Here is a 16192-nt window from a genome sequence, read left to right as displayed (position 1 = left end):
TGATGGGGGTGTCAGGCGACGGCGCGGCTTTGCCCAAGGTCTTTGGGCCCTGGCCGCGGGCCAGCCGGTCGGTGGGCCAGCGGGGCAGGAAGACGGAGATGACCCTTTGCGTCACAGGCTTCTAACTCGATGTCGAAGGCGTCGCCGGCGCGGCAGCGGAGAAGTTCGAGAAACCAGCGGGGACGGCCCACGCCGGGAACAGGCAACGGTGAGGAGGGCAAGGACGAGACTCGCCATCGGGTCTGGGCCGCCGTCGGCTGGCCAAGATCGGCGGCGTCGGCCACGCGCCGCCATCGTCGGACGGCGATGGCGATCTGGCCGCTCTTCTCGGCCGCCAGCTGCAGACGCCGCGAAGCGGTCATCGACAGCTTGCCGACCTCGCCGATCACGCCGGCCAGGCCGCGCCATCGAAGGCCTTCCTCCATCGCCGCCAGAACGCCAGCCTCGTCGCGGGCGTCCGCGAAAATTACCCGTTCCGGCGGCAGCCCGGCCTGGGCGAGGGAGGGCGCGAAGAGGTCAGCCTGACGCCGGCACCAGAGCACTTCGCCTGGCGCACGCGCCAGGATCCCGGCGGCGAACTTGGCGGCCGTGGCGCCGTAAAGCGCTTCCTCGGCGCCGCCGGCCACCTCATGCAAGGCGCCCAGCGCCAGGCCGCCGCCAGGCAGGCGCGCGTCCAGAGGCGGCACGCCGAACGGCAACACTGCGCGCGTGACGCGATCCTCGGCTTCGAGGGCGCGGACCTTGCGGCGGAGCGCGTCAAGCGCGGCGTCGGGGCGAGGGAATGGAGCTGCTTGGGCCATGTCGGGAGAACGGGTTTGTTCCACCTTTGTTCTCTTCAGCGCCTGCGAGTCAACGGGGCTGGGGGTGCGGCGCAGGCGCGCGCCCGGCTACGATCCAGGCGGGGCAACGGTTTGAGCGGATTCGGAAATCTTTCGCGGCGACCGAAGCTGACGCAGGCCCGATCGGGACTAAGCCGCCTGTGTCTGGCTCAGGGCCTCGATCCGGCGCGGGGGATCGTCCTCGACCGCCGACCAGACGGCCGCGCAGAGCAGGGCCTGGTAGTCGGCCAAGGGCGCTGAAGCAGCGCTCTTGTCGAGCGCCATGGCCAGGACCGTGCGCGCGGCGGCGATCGGGGGGTCTATCGATCCAGCCGTGAGGTTGTGGATCGCGATCGCCGCAACAGCGGCGCGGCGTGACCAACCGTCCAGAGGCTCGGACAGGTCGGCGACCAGGATCGGGCCCTGCACCGTGTGCTGCACGCAGAAGCCGAGACAGAGCACGCCGCGACGCACGACGGCGCGCCAGTAGTCGATCGGTTCGTCCGTGAGGGCGTTCATGGCGGGCTTATAGCGGTTACGATCGGGGCGGCGAAGGGCTCAGGCGGCCAGGATCTCGCGCTGGACCGCACCTCAATCATCATCCGCAACGCCCGTCGCGCCGAGCGTGGGCGGTCGATTTCAGACGGCCGGGGGGCGAGGGCGAGCGACGATCCGCTCTGGTGTGTGATCATGTAACGCGTTCCCGCTGGCGAACGCGGCTGCTAAGAGGCCCTCATGACGAGCGTGTCGACATGGTTGAAGCAGACGAGCAGGGCGCTTTTGGCCTGCCTGGTGCTTTGCCTGTCGTTCGTCCCCTTGGCCGATGCGCTCATCTGCGCCGCCGACGCCCCCGCGGCTCAAGCTGCTTCGGTTCAGACCTATGATCAGGTCACCGCGCAGGCCCCCGACCACGGCGACAAAAGCCACCGCGAAACCGGCGGCGACGCCTGTGTGCATGGCCACTGCCATCACCCCGTGACCTCGGTCGCGCCTGTCGTGATCGACGTCGCAGCCGTCGCCGTCAGCGGCGCCAAGCTTACGCCTGCCGAGACCGGCTGGCCGCCGTCGCGCGGACCTGACGGTCCCATGGAACCTCCTCGCGCCTGACCCTGGCCGCGCCTTCGCGCGCGTGATCGCCATCGTCAGTACGCAAGCAGGGACTTCCCATGCATTCCCGATCTGCCGGGTCCGCCGCCATTCTTGGCGCGGTCCTGGCGCTCGCCGGTCTTGGCGCGCCTTCGCGCGCCGCCACCGAGCCCCTCACCCTGAGCGCCGCCACCGCGCGCGCCCAATCCCAGTCACCCCTTGTCACCGCCGCCGAGGCCTCGGTGCGGGCGGCCGAAGGCCGCGCCCGTCAGGCCGGCCTGATCCCCAACCCCGAAGCGGGCCTACAGACCGAGAACGTCGCCGGCTCGGGCCAATACAGCGGCTTCGACGCCGCCGAGACCACGGCCACGATCAGCCAGCGCCTGGAGCTGGGCGGCAAGCGGCGCACCCGCATGGCCGCGGCTGCCGCCGAGGTCGACGCCGCGCGCATCGGCTTCGTCATCGCCAAGGCCGACCTCACACGTGACGTGTCGGTTCGCTACGCCGCCGCCGTGGCCGCGGAGGATCGCCTGACCCTGGCGCGCGAGACCGCCCAACGGTCTGAGGGCCTTTCCAAGGTCGCCGCCACCCTCGTCGAGGCTGGTCGCGAACCGCCCCTGCGGGCGATGCGCGCCGAAGCCGTCAGCCGCGAAGCCGCCGCGGCCGTGGTCACCGCCGAGGCCGATGCAGCGGCGGCGCGCCGCGCGCTCGCCACCCTGTGGGGCGAGGTCGAAGGCGCGGTCGAACTGGTGCGGGAGGCCCCGGGCGCCCAGCCGGCGCCAGGCCTTATCGATCCGGCCGAAACCCTCGATGTGCGCCTGGCGCGCGCCGAGCGCGAAACGGCCCGGGCGGTCATCGATCGCGAACGGGCGATCGGTCGTCCGGACGTCACCGTCCAGGCCGGCGTACGGCGGTTCGAGCAGACCGGCGACTCGGCGCTGATCGTCGGCTTCACCGCGCCGATCCCGATCTCGGATCGCAACCAGGGCACGGTCGCGGCGGCGCGCGCCGACGCCACGGCCGCCGAGGCGCGCGAGCGTCTGGTCCTGGCCAATTCGGTCCGGGCGGTCCGGGACGGCGAGGCTTCGCTGCGGGCGGCCAATGCTCGTCTGGAAGCGCTGGAGACGAAGATCGTACCCCAGGCCCAGATGGCCGTGGACCTGGCCCGAGGCGGTTTCGAGGCCGGGAAGTTCTCCCTGCTCGACGTGCTCGACGCCCAGACCGCCCTGACGACCGCCCGCACCGACCTCATCGCCGCGCGCCTCGAGCGCGCTCAGGCGCTGGCCGTGCTCGAACGCGCCGCCGCGCAATAGGACCCTCACCATGACGACCATTGATCGAAAGACCCTGTTGACGGCCGTGGCGGTTAGCAGCCTGCTCGCCGCAGGGATCGGCGCCTTCGCGGGCAAGGCCCTGCTGGCGCCCAAGCCGGCGCCGGCCGCTGAGGCCGGCGAAGACCACGCCGACGAAAAGCCCCACGTCGGCATGACCGCCGAGCGTATCGCCGCCGACGGCATCCAGCTGCTGACCCTGGCCGCCGGCGGCCTCGACGCCGCCGTGCCCGCCCAGGCCACGGTCGTAGCCACGCCCCATGGCGTAGCGACCTTGGCCGCCCGCGCAGATGGCGCGATCGTGCGCATCAACAAGCGCCTGGGCGACCCTGTCCGCGCTGGCGAGGTTATCGCCACGATCGAAAGCCGTGACGCGGCCACCATCAGCGCCGACCGCAGCGCTGCCGCCGCCAAGGCCGCAGCCGCCCGTCAGGCCCTGGCGCGTGAACGCAAGCTCTTCGACGCCAAGATCACGGCGCGTCAGGACCTGGAAGCCGCCCAGGCCGCAGCCTCCATCGCCGAGGCCGAGCTGGGGCGCGCCAGCAGCGCCAGCGCCGCGGCCGGGGTCAGCGGCAATGGCCGCACCTTGTCGGTGACTAGCCCGATCTCGGGCCGGATCACGGCCGCGAGCGCCACGCTCGGCGCCTATGTGACGGCCGGCTCGGAACTCTTCCGCGTCGCCGACCCGGGCAGCATCGAGATCCAGGCCGCCCTGCCGGTCGCCGACGCCCAGCGCGTCAGACCTGGCGATACGGCCACGGTTGAGACCGCCAGCGGCGCGGTCCCGGCCGTCGTCCGCAGCGTCACGCCCGGTCTGGACGCCGAAAGCCGGTCAGCCACGGCGGTCCTGACCCTGAGCGGCCCCGCTCAAATGCTGACGCCCGGTCAGGCCCTGCGCGCCCGCATCACGCCCCGCACCGCCGTGGCCGGAGCGGGCAATCGCTTCGCCGCTCCCGATGAGGCCGTCCAATCGGTCAACGGTGGCGACGTGGTCTTCGTGCGCACCAAGGACGGGTTCGAACCGCGTCCCGTGCGCGTGGGCCGTCGCGGCGGCGGCCAGGTCGAGATCCTGTCGGGGGTCAGCGCCGGCGATCAGATCGCCAGCAAGAACGCCTTCCTCCTGAAGGCTGAACTCGGCAAAGGGGAGGCGGAACATTGATCGGCCGCGTCCTCGACCTTTCGGTCCGCTTCCGCTGGGCCGTCATCGCCCTGGTCACGCTTGTCGCAGCCCTGGGCGTCTACAACCTCGTGCGCCTGCCGATCGATGCGGTGCCCGACATCACCAACAAGCAGGTGCAGATCAACACTGTCGCTGGGACCCTTGCCCCGGCCGAAGTGGAAAAACTGGTCACCTATCCGGTCGAAACGGCCATGGCCGGCATCCCTGGCCTGGAGACCACCCGCTCGATCTCCCGCAACGGCTTCTCGCAGGTGACCATCGTCTTCCAGGAGAAGACCGATATCTACTTTGCCCGCCAGCAGGTGGCCGAACGTCTGACCCAGGTTCGCCAGAGCCTGCCGGCCGGCGCCGAGCCGGCCATGGGGCCGATCTCCTCGGGCCTGGGCGAGGTTCTGATGTGGACTGTCGCCTTCGAGCACCCCGGCGGCAAAGGCGCCAAGGTCGCTGAAGGCGCAACGGGCTGGCAGGGTGATGGATCATACCTCACCCAGACCGGCGAGCGCCTGTCTGACCCCACGGCCCAGGCGGCCTACTTGCGCGAAGTGCAGGACTGGATCGTCCGGCCGCAGATGCGCTCGGTGCCCGGTGTCGCCGGCGTCGACTCCATCGGCGGCTTCGAAAAGCAGTTTGTTGTCCAGCCCGATCCGACCCGCATGGCCGCGCTAGGCGTCTCGTTCAGCGAACTGGCCAAGGCGCTGGAGGCGGCTAACCTCGCGGTCGGCGCCAACTTCCTCGAGAAGGGCGGCGAAGCCTTCCTGGTCCGCGCCGACGCCCGCGTGCGCACGGTCGACGAGATCGCCAACGCCACCGTCGCCGCGCGTGAAGGCGTTTCGGTGCTGGTGCGCGACGTGGCGAGCGTCAGGCTGGGCGGCGCGTTGCGCACCGGCGCCGGCTCTGAGAACGGCGAAGAAGTCGTCGTCGGCACCGTCCTGATGCTGACCGGCGAGAACAGCCGCACCGTCGCCGGCGCCTCGGCCGAAAAACTGGCCGAGGTCGCCAAGTCCCTGCCGCCCGGTGTGAAGGTGCAGGTTGTCTACGACCGCTCCAAACTGGTCGGCGCCACCATCAAGACCGTCGAGAAGAACCTCGTCGAAGGCGCGCTGCTGGTCATCGTCGTGCTGTTCCTGCTGCTGGGGAACTTCCGCGCCGCCCTGATCACGGCCTTGGTCATCCCGCTGTCGATGCTGATGACCGCCATCGGCATGAACAGGCTGGGCGTGTCGGGTAATCTGATGAGCCTGGGCGCGCTGGATTTCGGGCTGATTGTCGATGGCGCGGTGATCATCGTCGAGAACGCCTTGCGGCGTCTTGCCGAACGCCAGCACCATGAAGGCCGTCTGCTCACCCTGTCCGAGCGTCTCGCCGAGACCCGGGAAGCCGCCCGCGAGATGATTTCGCCCACCGTCTACGGGCAGGCGATCATTCTGCTGGTCTACGCCCCGCTGCTGACCTTCACTGGCGTCGAGGGCAAGACCTTCTCGCCGATGGCCATCACGGTGATGCTGGCCCTGGCCGGCGCCTTCGTGCTGTCCCTGACCTTCATCCCGGCCATGATCGCCTTGCTGATCACCGGCAAGGTGGCGGAAAAGGAAGTGGCGCCAGTCCGCTGGGCCAAGTCGCGGTATGAGCCGTTGCTGAACAAGGTCGTGGCCCGTCCCTGGCCGGTGATCGGCGCCGCCTTGGCGATCTTCGTCGCGGCCGTCGTGACCTTTGGGTTCCTGGGCCGCGAGTTCACCCCGCAGCTCGACGAGAAGGATATGGCCGTCCAGGCCCTACGCATCCCCTCGACCTCGCTGGAACAGTCGCTGCGCATGCAGCGGCGGATCGAACGCGTCGTCGCCAGCTTCCCGGAAGTGAACTTCGTCTACTCCAAGACTGGCACGGCCGAGGTCGCCAGCGACCCGATGCCGCCCAACGCCTCGGACGCCTTCATCATTCTCAGGCCGCAGAAGGAATGGCCTAACAAGGGGGAGACCAAAGCCGAGCTGATCGGTCGGATCGAGGCCAAGCTGGAAGGGCTCACGGGCAACGCCTTCGAGTTCAGCCAGCCAATCCAGATGCGTTTCAATGAACTGATCGCTGGCGTGCGCGGCGACGTGGCCATCAAGGTCTACGGCGACGACTTGGACGCCATGACTCGGACCGCCGAAGAGATCGCGACGGTCCTGCGCACGGTAAAGGGCGCGGCCGACGTCAAGGTCGAGCAGACCTCGGGCTTCCCGACCCTGGACGTCCAACTCGACCGCGACGCCATCGGGCGCCTGGGCCTGACCGTCGAGGAAGTCGCCGATACCCTGGCCGTGGCCATGGGCGGCCGTGAGGCGGGCCTGGTCTTCCAAGGCGACCGCCGCTTCGACGTGGTGGTCCGTCTGCCGGACGTCAGCCGTAACGACCTCGACGCCGTCGGCGCCTTGCCGGTCATGTTGCCCGAACGGGCCGGCGGCGCACGCGCTTCGGTGCCGCTGCGCGATGTGGCCCGCTTCACCTTCTCGGAAGGCCTCAACCAGGTCAGCCGCGAAGCGGGTAAGCGTCGGGTCGTGGTTCAGGCCAACGTCCGGGGCGCAGATCTTGGCGCGTTCGTGACCACGGCGCAGGACAAGGTCGCGACGCAGGTCAAGCTGCCGTCCGGCTCCTGGCTGGTCTGGGGCGGGCAGTTCGAGAACCTGAAGGCCGCCCAGGCGCGCCTGGCCCTGGTCGTGCCGCTTTGCTTCCTGCTGATCTTTGGCCTGCTGTTCATGGCCCTGGGCGGGGTCGCGCCCGCCGCGGCGGTGTTCTCGGCCATTCCGCTGGCCTTGGCCGGCGGGGTGTTCGCCCTGGCGCTGCGGGGCATTCCGTTCTCGGTCTCGGCCGCCGTCGGCTTTATCGCGCTCTCGGGCGTGGCGGTGTTGAATGGTCTGGTGATGATGACCGCCATCCGCCAGCGCTTGGCCTCTGGCCTGGCGCTGGAGAAGGCGATCATCGACGGGGCGATGGAGCGCCTGCGCCCGGTGATGATGACCGGGCTGGTCGCCTCCCTGGGCTTCGTGCCCATGGCCCTGGCGACGGGCACCGGTTCGGAGGTTCAGCGCCCGCTGGCCACCGTGGTCATCGGCGGCCTGATCACCGCCACCGCCCTGACCCTGTTCGTCCTGCCCGCCATCTGCCGTTTTGTCCTGCGCCGGCCCACACCGGTCGCAGACGAGGCGGCGTCCCAAGTCTGAAGGGGCGCTGGCCGGTTCGCGCCGGCCAGCGCCACTGCCCTCGAGATCGCCATGACCCTCAAGATCAGTTTCAGCACGGATATTCCCGCCCCGATCGCCGAGGTCTGGCGGCGGCTGATCGACTTCGACCGGTGGGGCGAGTGGCACCCGCATCGTAGTCTGGTCGGCAAGGCGCAGCTCAGGGCCCGCGTCGTTCATGTGACGCCCCGCGCCCATGCGCTGCGACGCAAGACGCCCTGCCGCATCGATGTCCTGGAAGACGAGCGTTGCCTCAGCTTCAAATTCGGCCGTTGGCTGACCGGCTATAGCTTTGAACGCTTTGAGCTGACGCCCTCCAAGACGGGAACCCGCCTAACCCAGGTGGCCGTCGTTCCCAGCTGGACCGCAGCCCTCAATGGCGGCCGAGAGCGATACGAAGCCTCGGTCAAGGAAGCCTATCGACAGTCCGCCAGCGGCTTGACGCGCCATCTTGGCGGGGCGCGCCCCGTCAAGCGCCGCGCCATCCCCAAAACCAGAAGCCGCCTCTGACGGCTGATCTTCACCCGCGCGCCCGGACCCTCTGGCCCGCCCCGCCGTCTATCATCCCAACCGTATGGAGCCGACCTCATGGGAGCAGGACACGATCACAGCGCCAAGCCCGGCGCTTCGACCCCGCATGCCGAACCCGGTGGTCTGTTGGCTGGCAACGCCGAACTCATCGCCTCCCTGCTGTGCGGCGCCCTTCTTGGCCTAGGCTTTGCGATCGAGAAGCTCGCGGCCGGCGCGCCCGGCTGGATCGCGCTCTGCGCCTATGTCGGGGCCTACGCCCTGGGCGGCTGGTTCACCGCGCGTGAGGCGGTCGAGAAGCTGCGCCGGCGCAAATTCGAGATCGACAGTCTGATGCTGGTCGCCGCGATCGGCGCGGCGAGCCTGGGCGCCTGGGCCGAAGGCGCCTTGCTGCTGTTCCTGTTCAGCCTGGGCCACGCCCTGGAGCACTATGCGATGGGCCGGGCGCGCAAGGCGATCGAAGCCCTGGCCGCGCTCGCCCCGACGATTGCACGTGTCCGCCAAGGCGAGGATCTGATCGAGACGCCGGTTGAGGCGGTCGTCGTCGGTGACATCGTCGTGGTGCGCCCCAACGAGCGTCTTCCCGCTGACGGCTTCGTCATCAAGGGGGTCAGTTCGGTTGATCAGGCGCCGATCACCGGCGAGAGCGTGCCGGTCGATAAGCGCCCGGTCGAGGACGCGGCCAGCGCCCGGGAGCGGCCCAATGGGGTCGAGGCCGCCTCCAAGGTCTTCGCCGGCACAATCAATGGCGAGGGCGCTATCGAGGTCGAAGTCACCAAGCTGTCGAGTCAAAGCGCCCTGGCCCGCGTCGTGCAGATGGTCAGCGAGGCCGAGACCCAAAAGTCACCGACCCAGCGTTTCACCGATCAGTTCGAACGGGTCTTCGTGCCCGTCGTTCTGATCACGGTCTGTCTGCTGCTGACGCCGGGTGTCTTCATCGACGAGCCCTTCAGCAAGACCTTCTACAGGGCCATGGCCGTGCTGGTGGCGGCCAGCCCATGCGCCTTGGCGATCGCCACGCCGAGCGCGGTCCTTTCGGGCGTGGCGCGCGCGGCGCGAGGCGGCGTGTTGATCAAGGGCGGCGCGCCGTTGGAAAACCTGGGCGCTTTGCGCGCCATCGCCTTCGACAAGACCGGCACCCTGACCGAGGGACGTCCGCGGATCACCGATGTGGTCGTGACGGGCGCCGGCGGCGAGGAGGAGCTGCTCCAGGTCGCCGTCGCGGTCGAGCAACTCAGCGACCACCCCTTGGCCGCAGCGATCGCCCGCGACGGGCGCGAGCGGCTCGGTGGCGGCGCGATCGCTCAGGCCCAAGATCTGAAAAGCCTGACGGGGCGAGGGGTCACAGCGCGCTTGAACGGGCAGGGGGTCTGGATCGGCAAGGCCGAGATGTTCGGCGTCGAAGGTCTCGCGCCGCTGGACGCCCCGACCGCCGAAGCAATCTCTGAGCTGCGAGACAAGGGCCGCACGACGATGGTCGTGCGCCTGGGCGACCGCGATCTTGGCGTGATCGGTCTCTTGGACACCCCGCGGCCTGGGGCCAAGCCGGCGCTGGCGCAACTGCGCGCCTTGGGCGTGACCCGGATGATCATGATCTCCGGAGACCACAAGAAGGTCGCCGACGCCGTAGCCGCGGAGGTTGGCCTCGACGAGGCGTGGGGCGATCTCATGCCCGAGGACAAGGTTGAAGCGATCCGCAAGCTGAGCGCCCAGGATAAAGTCGCGATGGTGGGCGATGGCGTCAACGACGCGCCGGCCATGGCCAGCGCTACGGTGGGCGTGGCCATGGGGGCGGCCGGCTCGGATGTGGCCTTGGAGGCGGCGGATGTGGCCTTGATGGCCGATGATCTGGCGCGGCTCCCGTTCGTCGTGGGCCTCAGCCGCAAGACCCGGTGGATCGTGCGCCAGAACCTCTTCGTCAGCCTGGGCGTCGTGGCGCTCCTGGTTCCAGCGACCATCCTGGGACTGGGGATCGGCCCGGCTGTCGCCGTCCACGAAGGCTCGACCCTGCTTGTCGTGATCAACGCCCTGCGTTTGCTGGCCTATCGCGAGGCCCCATCGCGCGCTGCGGTAGCCTGACGCGACGGGAGCGAGCGCCGCTCCATGGGAGGCGGCGCTCGCATTCGTCCGGCGGGCTTAGCCGATCCGCCGATAGCGAAAGGTGAGGGCGAGCCTATCCCAAGGCGAACGCAACGGCCGCGTCCGCGTGGATGACCGTCGAGTCGAAGCCGGGCAGAGGCAGGGCGTCTGGATCCAAAATCAGACCGATCTCCGTGCAGCCGAAAATGACGCTGTCGGCGCCGGCGACCTTGGCCGTCGCGATCAGGTCGATCAGCACTTGGCGCGACGTGTCCAGGATTTTGCCCTGGCAAAGTTCGTTGAAAATGATGTCGTGGGCGGCCAGGCGGCCCGCTTCGTCGGGAACGATCACCTCGATGCCCTGCTTGGCCATACGGGCCTGATAGAACCCGTTCTCCATCGTGTAGCGCGTGGCGATCAGCAGTGGGCGCTGGCGGCCGTTGGCCGACAACCGGCGCGCGGTCTCGTCGACGATGTGGATGAAGGGCAGGGCGGTCGCGGCCTCCACGGCGTCGGCCACGAGGTGCATCGTCACCGCGCAGATCATCACGCACTCGGCGCCGGCGCGCTCCAGGCCTTGGGCCGCCTGAGCCAGATACTGGCCAGCATCGTCCCAACGCCCTGCTTTCTGCATCTCCACGATCTTGTCGAAGTTCACCGATCTCAGGACCGTGTCGGCCGAATTCAAGCCGCCCAGCTGATCGCGCACGCCTTCATTGATGAGTCGATAGTAGGTCGCCGAGCCTTCGAAGCTCATGCCGCCGAGAAGTCCGATGGTACGCACGCGAGACATCCTGAAAGGGGAGGGGGGTATGCGTACCTAGCAGGGACAGACGGCAAGCTTGAGCGAGAAATTCTGTGTGTTGGCGAAAAGGGGCTGAACCTCGCGCGGCCTAGCCCGCAAGACCGGAACGCGGGGGCGGCCGGCCCTGCGGTTCTGATAGGGCAAGAACCCCCGCGTCGATCTCAGCGCTCGAACACCAGCGACGCGGTGTAGTCGTCAAAGTCATAGAGCGCAGGATAGGGCGACTTGGCGCGCATATCGACCGCCAGGCGATAGACCCCCGCCCGCGACAGGGCGATTTCGACGACGCCGCGATCGTCGGTCTTCAGGGGACCGCCAAGGGACGACGTCGTGGCGTCGCCGAACTCCACCTTGTGGCCCGCCAAGGGTTGGCCGTCGAACAGAACCTGCACCGGCAGCCTCGCGCCGACCGGCAGGCCGAACGGATCGGCCAGGGGCACGAACTCAAGGCGGGCGCCGAGCTTTCGGTCAAACCCTGGCCCGGACTTGCCCGATATGAAGAGGGTCTTGGCGAACTTGATGAAATGGGCGGAATCGACAGCGTCTGGGCGCCAGTCCTTTGTGGTGCCGATCGCGACATCCTTGGCGTCGAAGGTGGCGAAGCGGTTGTCATAGACCGAGGCGATCATGTGCAGGCCCGGCCTGATCGGGCGCGGCAGCTTGGCGCTCGCCAGGGTCTGGTCGGGCGTGTCGCGCACGACGTCCGCCCGATGCTCGCTCACCTCGCCATCCGGCGCGATCAACTGCATTCGGACCAGTTGAACCGGCTCGATCGGCTGATAGGCGCCAGGATCACCCAGGTGCAGCCGCAGGGTCAGCGCATTGGACGACACGCGCGGGAAGATGGTCAGGTCATGCGACCAGGCGGCCGCGGGCGCTACTAAGGCCAGGCAAATCGATAGCCGAAGGGGAAGTCTCATGTCGGGCTCCAAAGACCGGCCGCCGAGGGACGAGGCGCGGTGACGGAGCCCTATTCCCAGGGCTACGATCAGGCGATGATTGTCTGACAATCAGACGAAATATGTCGGGTCGTGCCTCCTGAACCGACGAGGGCGGTCGTGAGCGACAGTTTGCCCAGCGGCGACGGTGTTTTCAGCGCACACTGCGCAGGAGCGGCGAGGGGACGGACCCGCGCGTGCGTAAGTCTGACTGGAAACCCGCTCTGCGACGGCGACATCGTCGATCAAGGCCGTGAAGCGCGCGGTCCACCACAAGGGAAGTCGAAATCGTGTTCTCGCCGCTGCGCAACAAGGCCTACCGTCACCTCTTCAGCGCCCAGATCGCCGCTTTGCTGGGCACGGGCATGGCGACCGTGGCCCTGAGCTTGCTGGCCCACGACCTGGCCGGCGCGAGCGCGGGTCAGATCCTCGGCGCGGTGCTGTCGATCAAGATGGTCGCCTATATTGGGGTCGCGCCCTTCGCCAGCGCCCTGGCCACCAAGCTTCCCCGCAAGACGCTGCTGGTCGCGCTCGACGTCGTTCGCGCCGGTGTCGCCGTGGCCTTGCCGTTCGTCCGTGAGCCTTGGCAGATCTACGGCCTGATGACGGTGCTCTACATCGCCTCGGCCGCTTTCACCCCGGCCTTCCAGGCCATGATCCCCGACCTGCTGGAGGACGAAGCCGAATACACCAAGGCGCTCTCGCTCTCGCGTCTGGCGGCCGACCTGGAAAGCGTCGCCAGCCCCGTGCTGGCCGCGCTCTTGCTGTCGCTGATCAGCTTCAACGATCTCTTCCTAGGCACGGCGCTGGGCTTCATGCTGTCGGCGGGGTTCGTTGTGACCGCCACCTTACCGGTGGCCTCGACCGCCCAGGCCCTGCCGTTCATGCAGCGGCTGACTGGAGGCTTGCGGCTCTTCGCCCTGACGCCGCGCTTGCGTGGGCTCTTGGCCGTCAGCCTGGCGACCGCGGCGGGCGGGGCGATGGTGTTCATCAATACCGTCGTGCTGGTGCAGTCCAATTTCGGCCTTTCAAATCAGGCCAGCGCCTGGGCCCTGGCGGTGTTCGGGCTAGGCTCGATGAGCGCGGCCCTCGCTCTGCCGCGGGTGCTTGAAAAGATCACCGATCGTCGCGCCATGGTCTGCGGCGCGGTGCTGATGACGGCCGTGCTGCTGGCCGGCGCCTTCGTGGCTAAATCCTATCCGGCGCTTCTGGCGCTGTGGCTGGTGACGGGGTTTGGCTATTCGCTGACCCTGACCCCGGCAGGGCGCGCCCTGCGCCGTTCGGCGACCGCCGCCGATCGGCCGGCCCTTTTCGCCGCCCAGTTCGCGCTGTCGCACGCCTGCTGGCTGATCGCCTATCCCGTAGCGGGACTGGTCTCGGCCCAGGCCAATCCGAGCGCGGCCTTCCTGGTGCTGGCCGGTCTTTGCGGCCTGGGGGCGATCCTGGGCTTGCTGGTCTGGCCCGCGAACGATCCCGACAACCTGCCCCACACGCATGAGGATCTGCCCGACGATCATGCGCACCTGGCGCAGTCGGGCCAGAACGGCGACCACGCCCATCCCTTCGTCATCGACCAGCAACACCGCCGCTGGCCAAGGACGAAGCGATAGGCCAGGGATCAGCCGACGCGCTTGATCTGGCTGTAGGCCCCGGTCGTCTTCAGGATGACGGTGACCGGCCCGCCTGAGCGGTTGCGCCAGAACCACCCGTGCTTGCCGTCGAAGGCCGCCTCCAGCTCGCCCTCAGAGGCCTGCATCGAGCCCTTGGCGTAGCCGTGATAGGAGATGCCGGGCCGGTCGCCGTGCATGTCGAAATTGACCTTGCCGCCGGTGCTGCGCCAGCTGTAGCGCACCGAGGCGCCGGCCGGCATGGTCAGCTTGATTTCCGCACCTTCATTCGGCGCCAGGGCGACCTGCATTTCGTCGGTGCGTTCCGTGACCGGACCCTTGGCGGGGGCCGGCTCGGCGCTGCGGCTGGGGCTCGCGGGGGCAGCGCGCGCCGCGGCTTCTTCGGCCTTGGCTTCGATGGCCAGCTGACGCTTAACGCGGCCCATCTCGGTCAGGCCGAAGACAGAGCCGACCCGGGTCGGGTCCACGCCGTACTCGGCCGGCAGGACCACAGTCACCAAGAGGCCGGCGGCCACCAGCAATGCGCCCCCCGTGGCGTTGAGCAACTGGAATGTCGAGGGCAGATCGGAAAGGTCGGGGCGATTGGCGTTGAACATCTTGCTGCTCCGATCAGAGGATGAAGAAGCCGGCGAGCTGATAGCCCGTCAGCAGGAAGCCCAGGGTCATCAGGACGACATTGGCGGCGAAGGCCAAGCGCCAGAAGCTGTTGGTGCGCCGCCAAAAGCCCATCAGGATCAGGATGGCGCCAAGGGCGAGGAGCTGGCCGATCTCGACGCCGATATTGAAGGCTACGAGATTGCCCAGCAGGCCGTCGGGCGAGAGCTTGAAGTCCTGAAGCTTTGTCGCCAGACCAAAGCCATGGAACAGCCCAAACACAAGGGTCGCACCCTTGGTCGATGGCTGGAACCCGAACCAACGCTGGAAGGCGCCAAGATTGTCCAAAGCCTTATAGACGACCGATAGGCCAATGATCGCATCAACCAGATAGCTGGAGACCGACACGCCGGTGAGCACGCCCAGGAGCAGGGTGGTGGAATGGCCGATGGCGAACAGCGTCACATACGCGCCGATGTCCTTCATCCGGTAGAGGAAGAAGATCACGCCGAACAGGAACAGCAGGTGGTCATAGCCGGTGACCATGTGCTTGGCCCCCAGATAGACGAACGGCCAAAACAGGAAGCCCGTGGTCTCCTGGATGTAGCCCTTGTCGCCTTCGGCCACCCCATGGGCGAACGCCGGGGCCAAGACGCCCGACATCAGCAGTGCGGCTGCGGCGAAGAGCAAGAGCCTGGCCATGGAAGCGCCGCGCCAGGCCGGCGCGCCATGCGAGACAAGAGGGCTCATGGGATCCTTTCGGGGTGGCGGGGAGAAAAGCGCGATCGAAACCAGTCGCGCGCCGGGACTTCCCAGGCGGCGTGGAGCACGAAGGCGGACAGGATGCAGAGCGGCAGGAACAGCGCCGCTTCCCACAAGGGCATGCGGTAGCTGCTGTCGATCCCCGACAGCACGGTCGCGGCGTTCTTCCAGATCACCAGCATCGGCAGGTGCAGAAGATAGAGGGCGAAGGACGCCTCGCCCGCCCGGACGGCCAAAGGGTGGCCCAGGATCTTCAACGGGCCCGTGGCGCTGAGCCAGGCCAGGCCCAAGACCAGCGGACCGGCGAGGGCGACGGTGACGCGCTCGTCGATCCGCCACTGCATGGCCGTCAGAAGCACAAGGGCTGCGATGACCACCACCAGACGCGAAAGGCTGCGGCCAGGTTGGATCCGCAGGCCAAGCTGCTGCAGTCCGATCCCGTAGAGGAACGGCGCAGGGATGCGCATCACGCCCAGCAGGGAGTCGGCATGGGTGACGATCTGGCCGAACCGCCACTGGTAGAGCTGGTCCATGATCACCAGCACCAGGCCGGCCGCCAGGAGCGTCACCCAGGGCTTGCGGCCCGCCTTCAGGCCCACGAAGGCAAATAGCGGAAACGCCAGATAGGCCGCCCATTCGGCCGATAGCGACCAGGCCGGCCCATTCCACTCCGAAGGGGGGATCACGGGAAGCCAGGCCTGAGTGAGCGTCAGCTCCATGACCCAGCGCGACAGCGAATAGCGCTCGGCGTCGAAAGGCTGGCGCAGTGCGATCGCCAGTCCGGCCACCCCCGTCATCAGCAGCAACATGGCCAGATGGTTCGGATAGATCCGCGCCAGCCGCGCGACCAGGAAGCGGCGGTGGTTATAGCGACCTTCGCGATAGGCCTCGCCATAGGTGTGGGCCAGCACGAAGCCCGACAGGATGAAGAAGATATCCACCCCCAGCCGAGCCCGCTCGATGATGGCGATGGGGGGCGCGTCCGGCGACAGCATGACGATCTGGAGGTGGAACAGGACCACGCCCAGGGCGAGCAGGAACCTTATGCTGGTCAGGGCTGGAAGGTTCTGGGCCGCGTACGAGCCTCCCGCGGAGGCCAGAGGCGGTGGCCGGCCTGCGCCTCTTTGGGCCGTGAACAAGGACATGATCTCCATCAGGCGGACGGCTCGGGCGGTGTCGGATCACGCAGGTCTTGGAGGGATGGCCGGGCCCAAGACTGACGGGC

At 68.3% G+C, this 16192-nt stretch carries 14 protein-coding genes; 7 read left to right on the top strand and 7 right to left on the bottom strand.

Going from position 1 to position 16192, the window contains the following annotated elements:
* Positions 1-11: 11 nt before the first annotated feature.
* On the bottom strand, positions 12-800 hold the full coding sequence (locus E1H18_RS05740; protein WP_172265682.1) for an ImuA family protein: 789 nt from the start codon (positions 798-800) through the stop codon (positions 12-14).
* Positions 801-968: 168 nt separating this feature from the next.
* Entirely contained in the window at positions 969-1337 is a 369-nt protein-coding gene (locus E1H18_RS05735) for a hypothetical protein (protein ID WP_172264580.1), read from the bottom strand.
* A 216-nt stretch (positions 1338-1553) separates the two neighbouring features.
* On the opposite strand from E1H18_RS05735, the gene E1H18_RS05730 reads away from it, so the two are divergent.
* The 6 genes from E1H18_RS05730 (at position 1554) to E1H18_RS05705 (ending at position 10240) form a co-directional block, all read left to right on the top strand.
* Positions 1554-1925, top strand: a complete 372-nt coding sequence (locus tag E1H18_RS05730; protein ID WP_172264578.1) for a hypothetical protein — start codon at positions 1554-1556, stop codon at positions 1923-1925.
* A gap of 59 nt (positions 1926-1984) precedes the next feature.
* Complete coding sequence (locus E1H18_RS05725) at positions 1985-3217, top strand: TolC family protein (RefSeq protein WP_172264575.1); 1233 nt, start codon at positions 1985-1987, stop codon at positions 3215-3217.
* 10 nt (positions 3218-3227) lie between these two features.
* On the top strand, positions 3228-4394 hold the full coding sequence (locus tag E1H18_RS05720) for an efflux RND transporter periplasmic adaptor subunit (RefSeq protein WP_172264572.1): 1167 nt from the start codon (positions 3228-3230) through the stop codon (positions 4392-4394).
* Complete coding sequence (locus E1H18_RS05715) at positions 4391-7615, top strand: efflux RND transporter permease subunit (RefSeq protein ID WP_172264569.1); 3225 nt, start codon at positions 4391-4393, stop codon at positions 7613-7615. The genes E1H18_RS05720 and E1H18_RS05715 overlap by 4 nt, the downstream gene beginning before the upstream one ends.
* A gap of 51 nt (positions 7616-7666) precedes the next feature.
* Positions 7667-8143: an SRPBCC family protein gene (locus E1H18_RS05710; protein ID WP_172264566.1), complete on the top strand. Its 477-nt coding sequence runs from the start codon at positions 7667-7669 to the stop codon at positions 8141-8143.
* A gap of 78 nt (positions 8144-8221) precedes the next feature.
* Positions 8222-10240, top strand: coding sequence for a heavy metal translocating P-type ATPase (locus E1H18_RS05705; protein ID WP_172264563.1), 2019 nt, complete (start codon positions 8222-8224; stop codon positions 10238-10240).
* A 94-nt stretch (positions 10241-10334) separates the two neighbouring features.
* Here E1H18_RS05705 and E1H18_RS05700 read toward each other — a convergent pair whose 3' ends face one another.
* Positions 10335-11024: an amino acid racemase gene (locus E1H18_RS05700; RefSeq protein WP_172264561.1), complete on the bottom strand. Its 690-nt coding sequence runs from the start codon at positions 11022-11024 to the stop codon at positions 10335-10337.
* A gap of 182 nt (positions 11025-11206) precedes the next feature.
* Positions 11207-11965 carry a DUF4198 domain-containing protein gene (locus E1H18_RS05695; RefSeq protein WP_172264559.1) on the bottom strand — a complete coding sequence of 253 codons (759 nt, stop codon included), beginning with the start codon at positions 11963-11965 and terminating at the stop codon, positions 11207-11209.
* Positions 11966-12273: 308 nt separating this feature from the next.
* On the opposite strand from E1H18_RS05695, the gene E1H18_RS05690 reads away from it, so the two are divergent.
* Positions 12274-13593 carry an MFS transporter gene (locus E1H18_RS05690; protein WP_172264557.1) on the top strand — a complete coding sequence of 440 codons (1320 nt, stop codon included), beginning with the start codon at positions 12274-12276 and terminating at the stop codon, positions 13591-13593.
* A gap of 8 nt (positions 13594-13601) precedes the next feature.
* Here E1H18_RS05690 and E1H18_RS05685 read toward each other — a convergent pair whose 3' ends face one another.
* The 3 genes from E1H18_RS05685 to E1H18_RS05675 are packed head-to-tail and all read right to left on the bottom strand — an operon-like array spanning position 13602 to position 16112.
* The gene (locus tag E1H18_RS05685; protein WP_172264555.1) at positions 13602-14207 is read right to left on the bottom strand and encodes a transmembrane anchor protein; all 606 of its coding nucleotides are present in this window, start codon (positions 14205-14207) and stop codon (positions 13602-13604) included.
* 13 nt (positions 14208-14220) lie between these two features.
* The gene (locus tag E1H18_RS05680; protein WP_370526452.1) at positions 14221-14907 is read right to left on the bottom strand and encodes a HupE/UreJ family protein; all 687 of its coding nucleotides are present in this window, start codon (positions 14905-14907) and stop codon (positions 14221-14223) included.
* Positions 14908-14951: 44 nt separating this feature from the next.
* A complete protein-coding gene (locus E1H18_RS05675; RefSeq protein ID WP_172264551.1) occupies positions 14952-16112 on the bottom strand; it encodes an acyltransferase in 1161 nt (386 codons plus the stop codon).
* Positions 16113-16192 lie beyond the last annotated feature (80 nt).

Origin of the sequence: Caulobacter sp. RHG1 (assembly GCF_013181195.1) — a bacterium.
In the GTDB taxonomy this organism is placed as follows: domain Bacteria; phylum Pseudomonadota; class Alphaproteobacteria; order Caulobacterales; family Caulobacteraceae; genus Caulobacter.
This window is presented reverse-complemented; position numbering and strand designations above follow the sequence as displayed.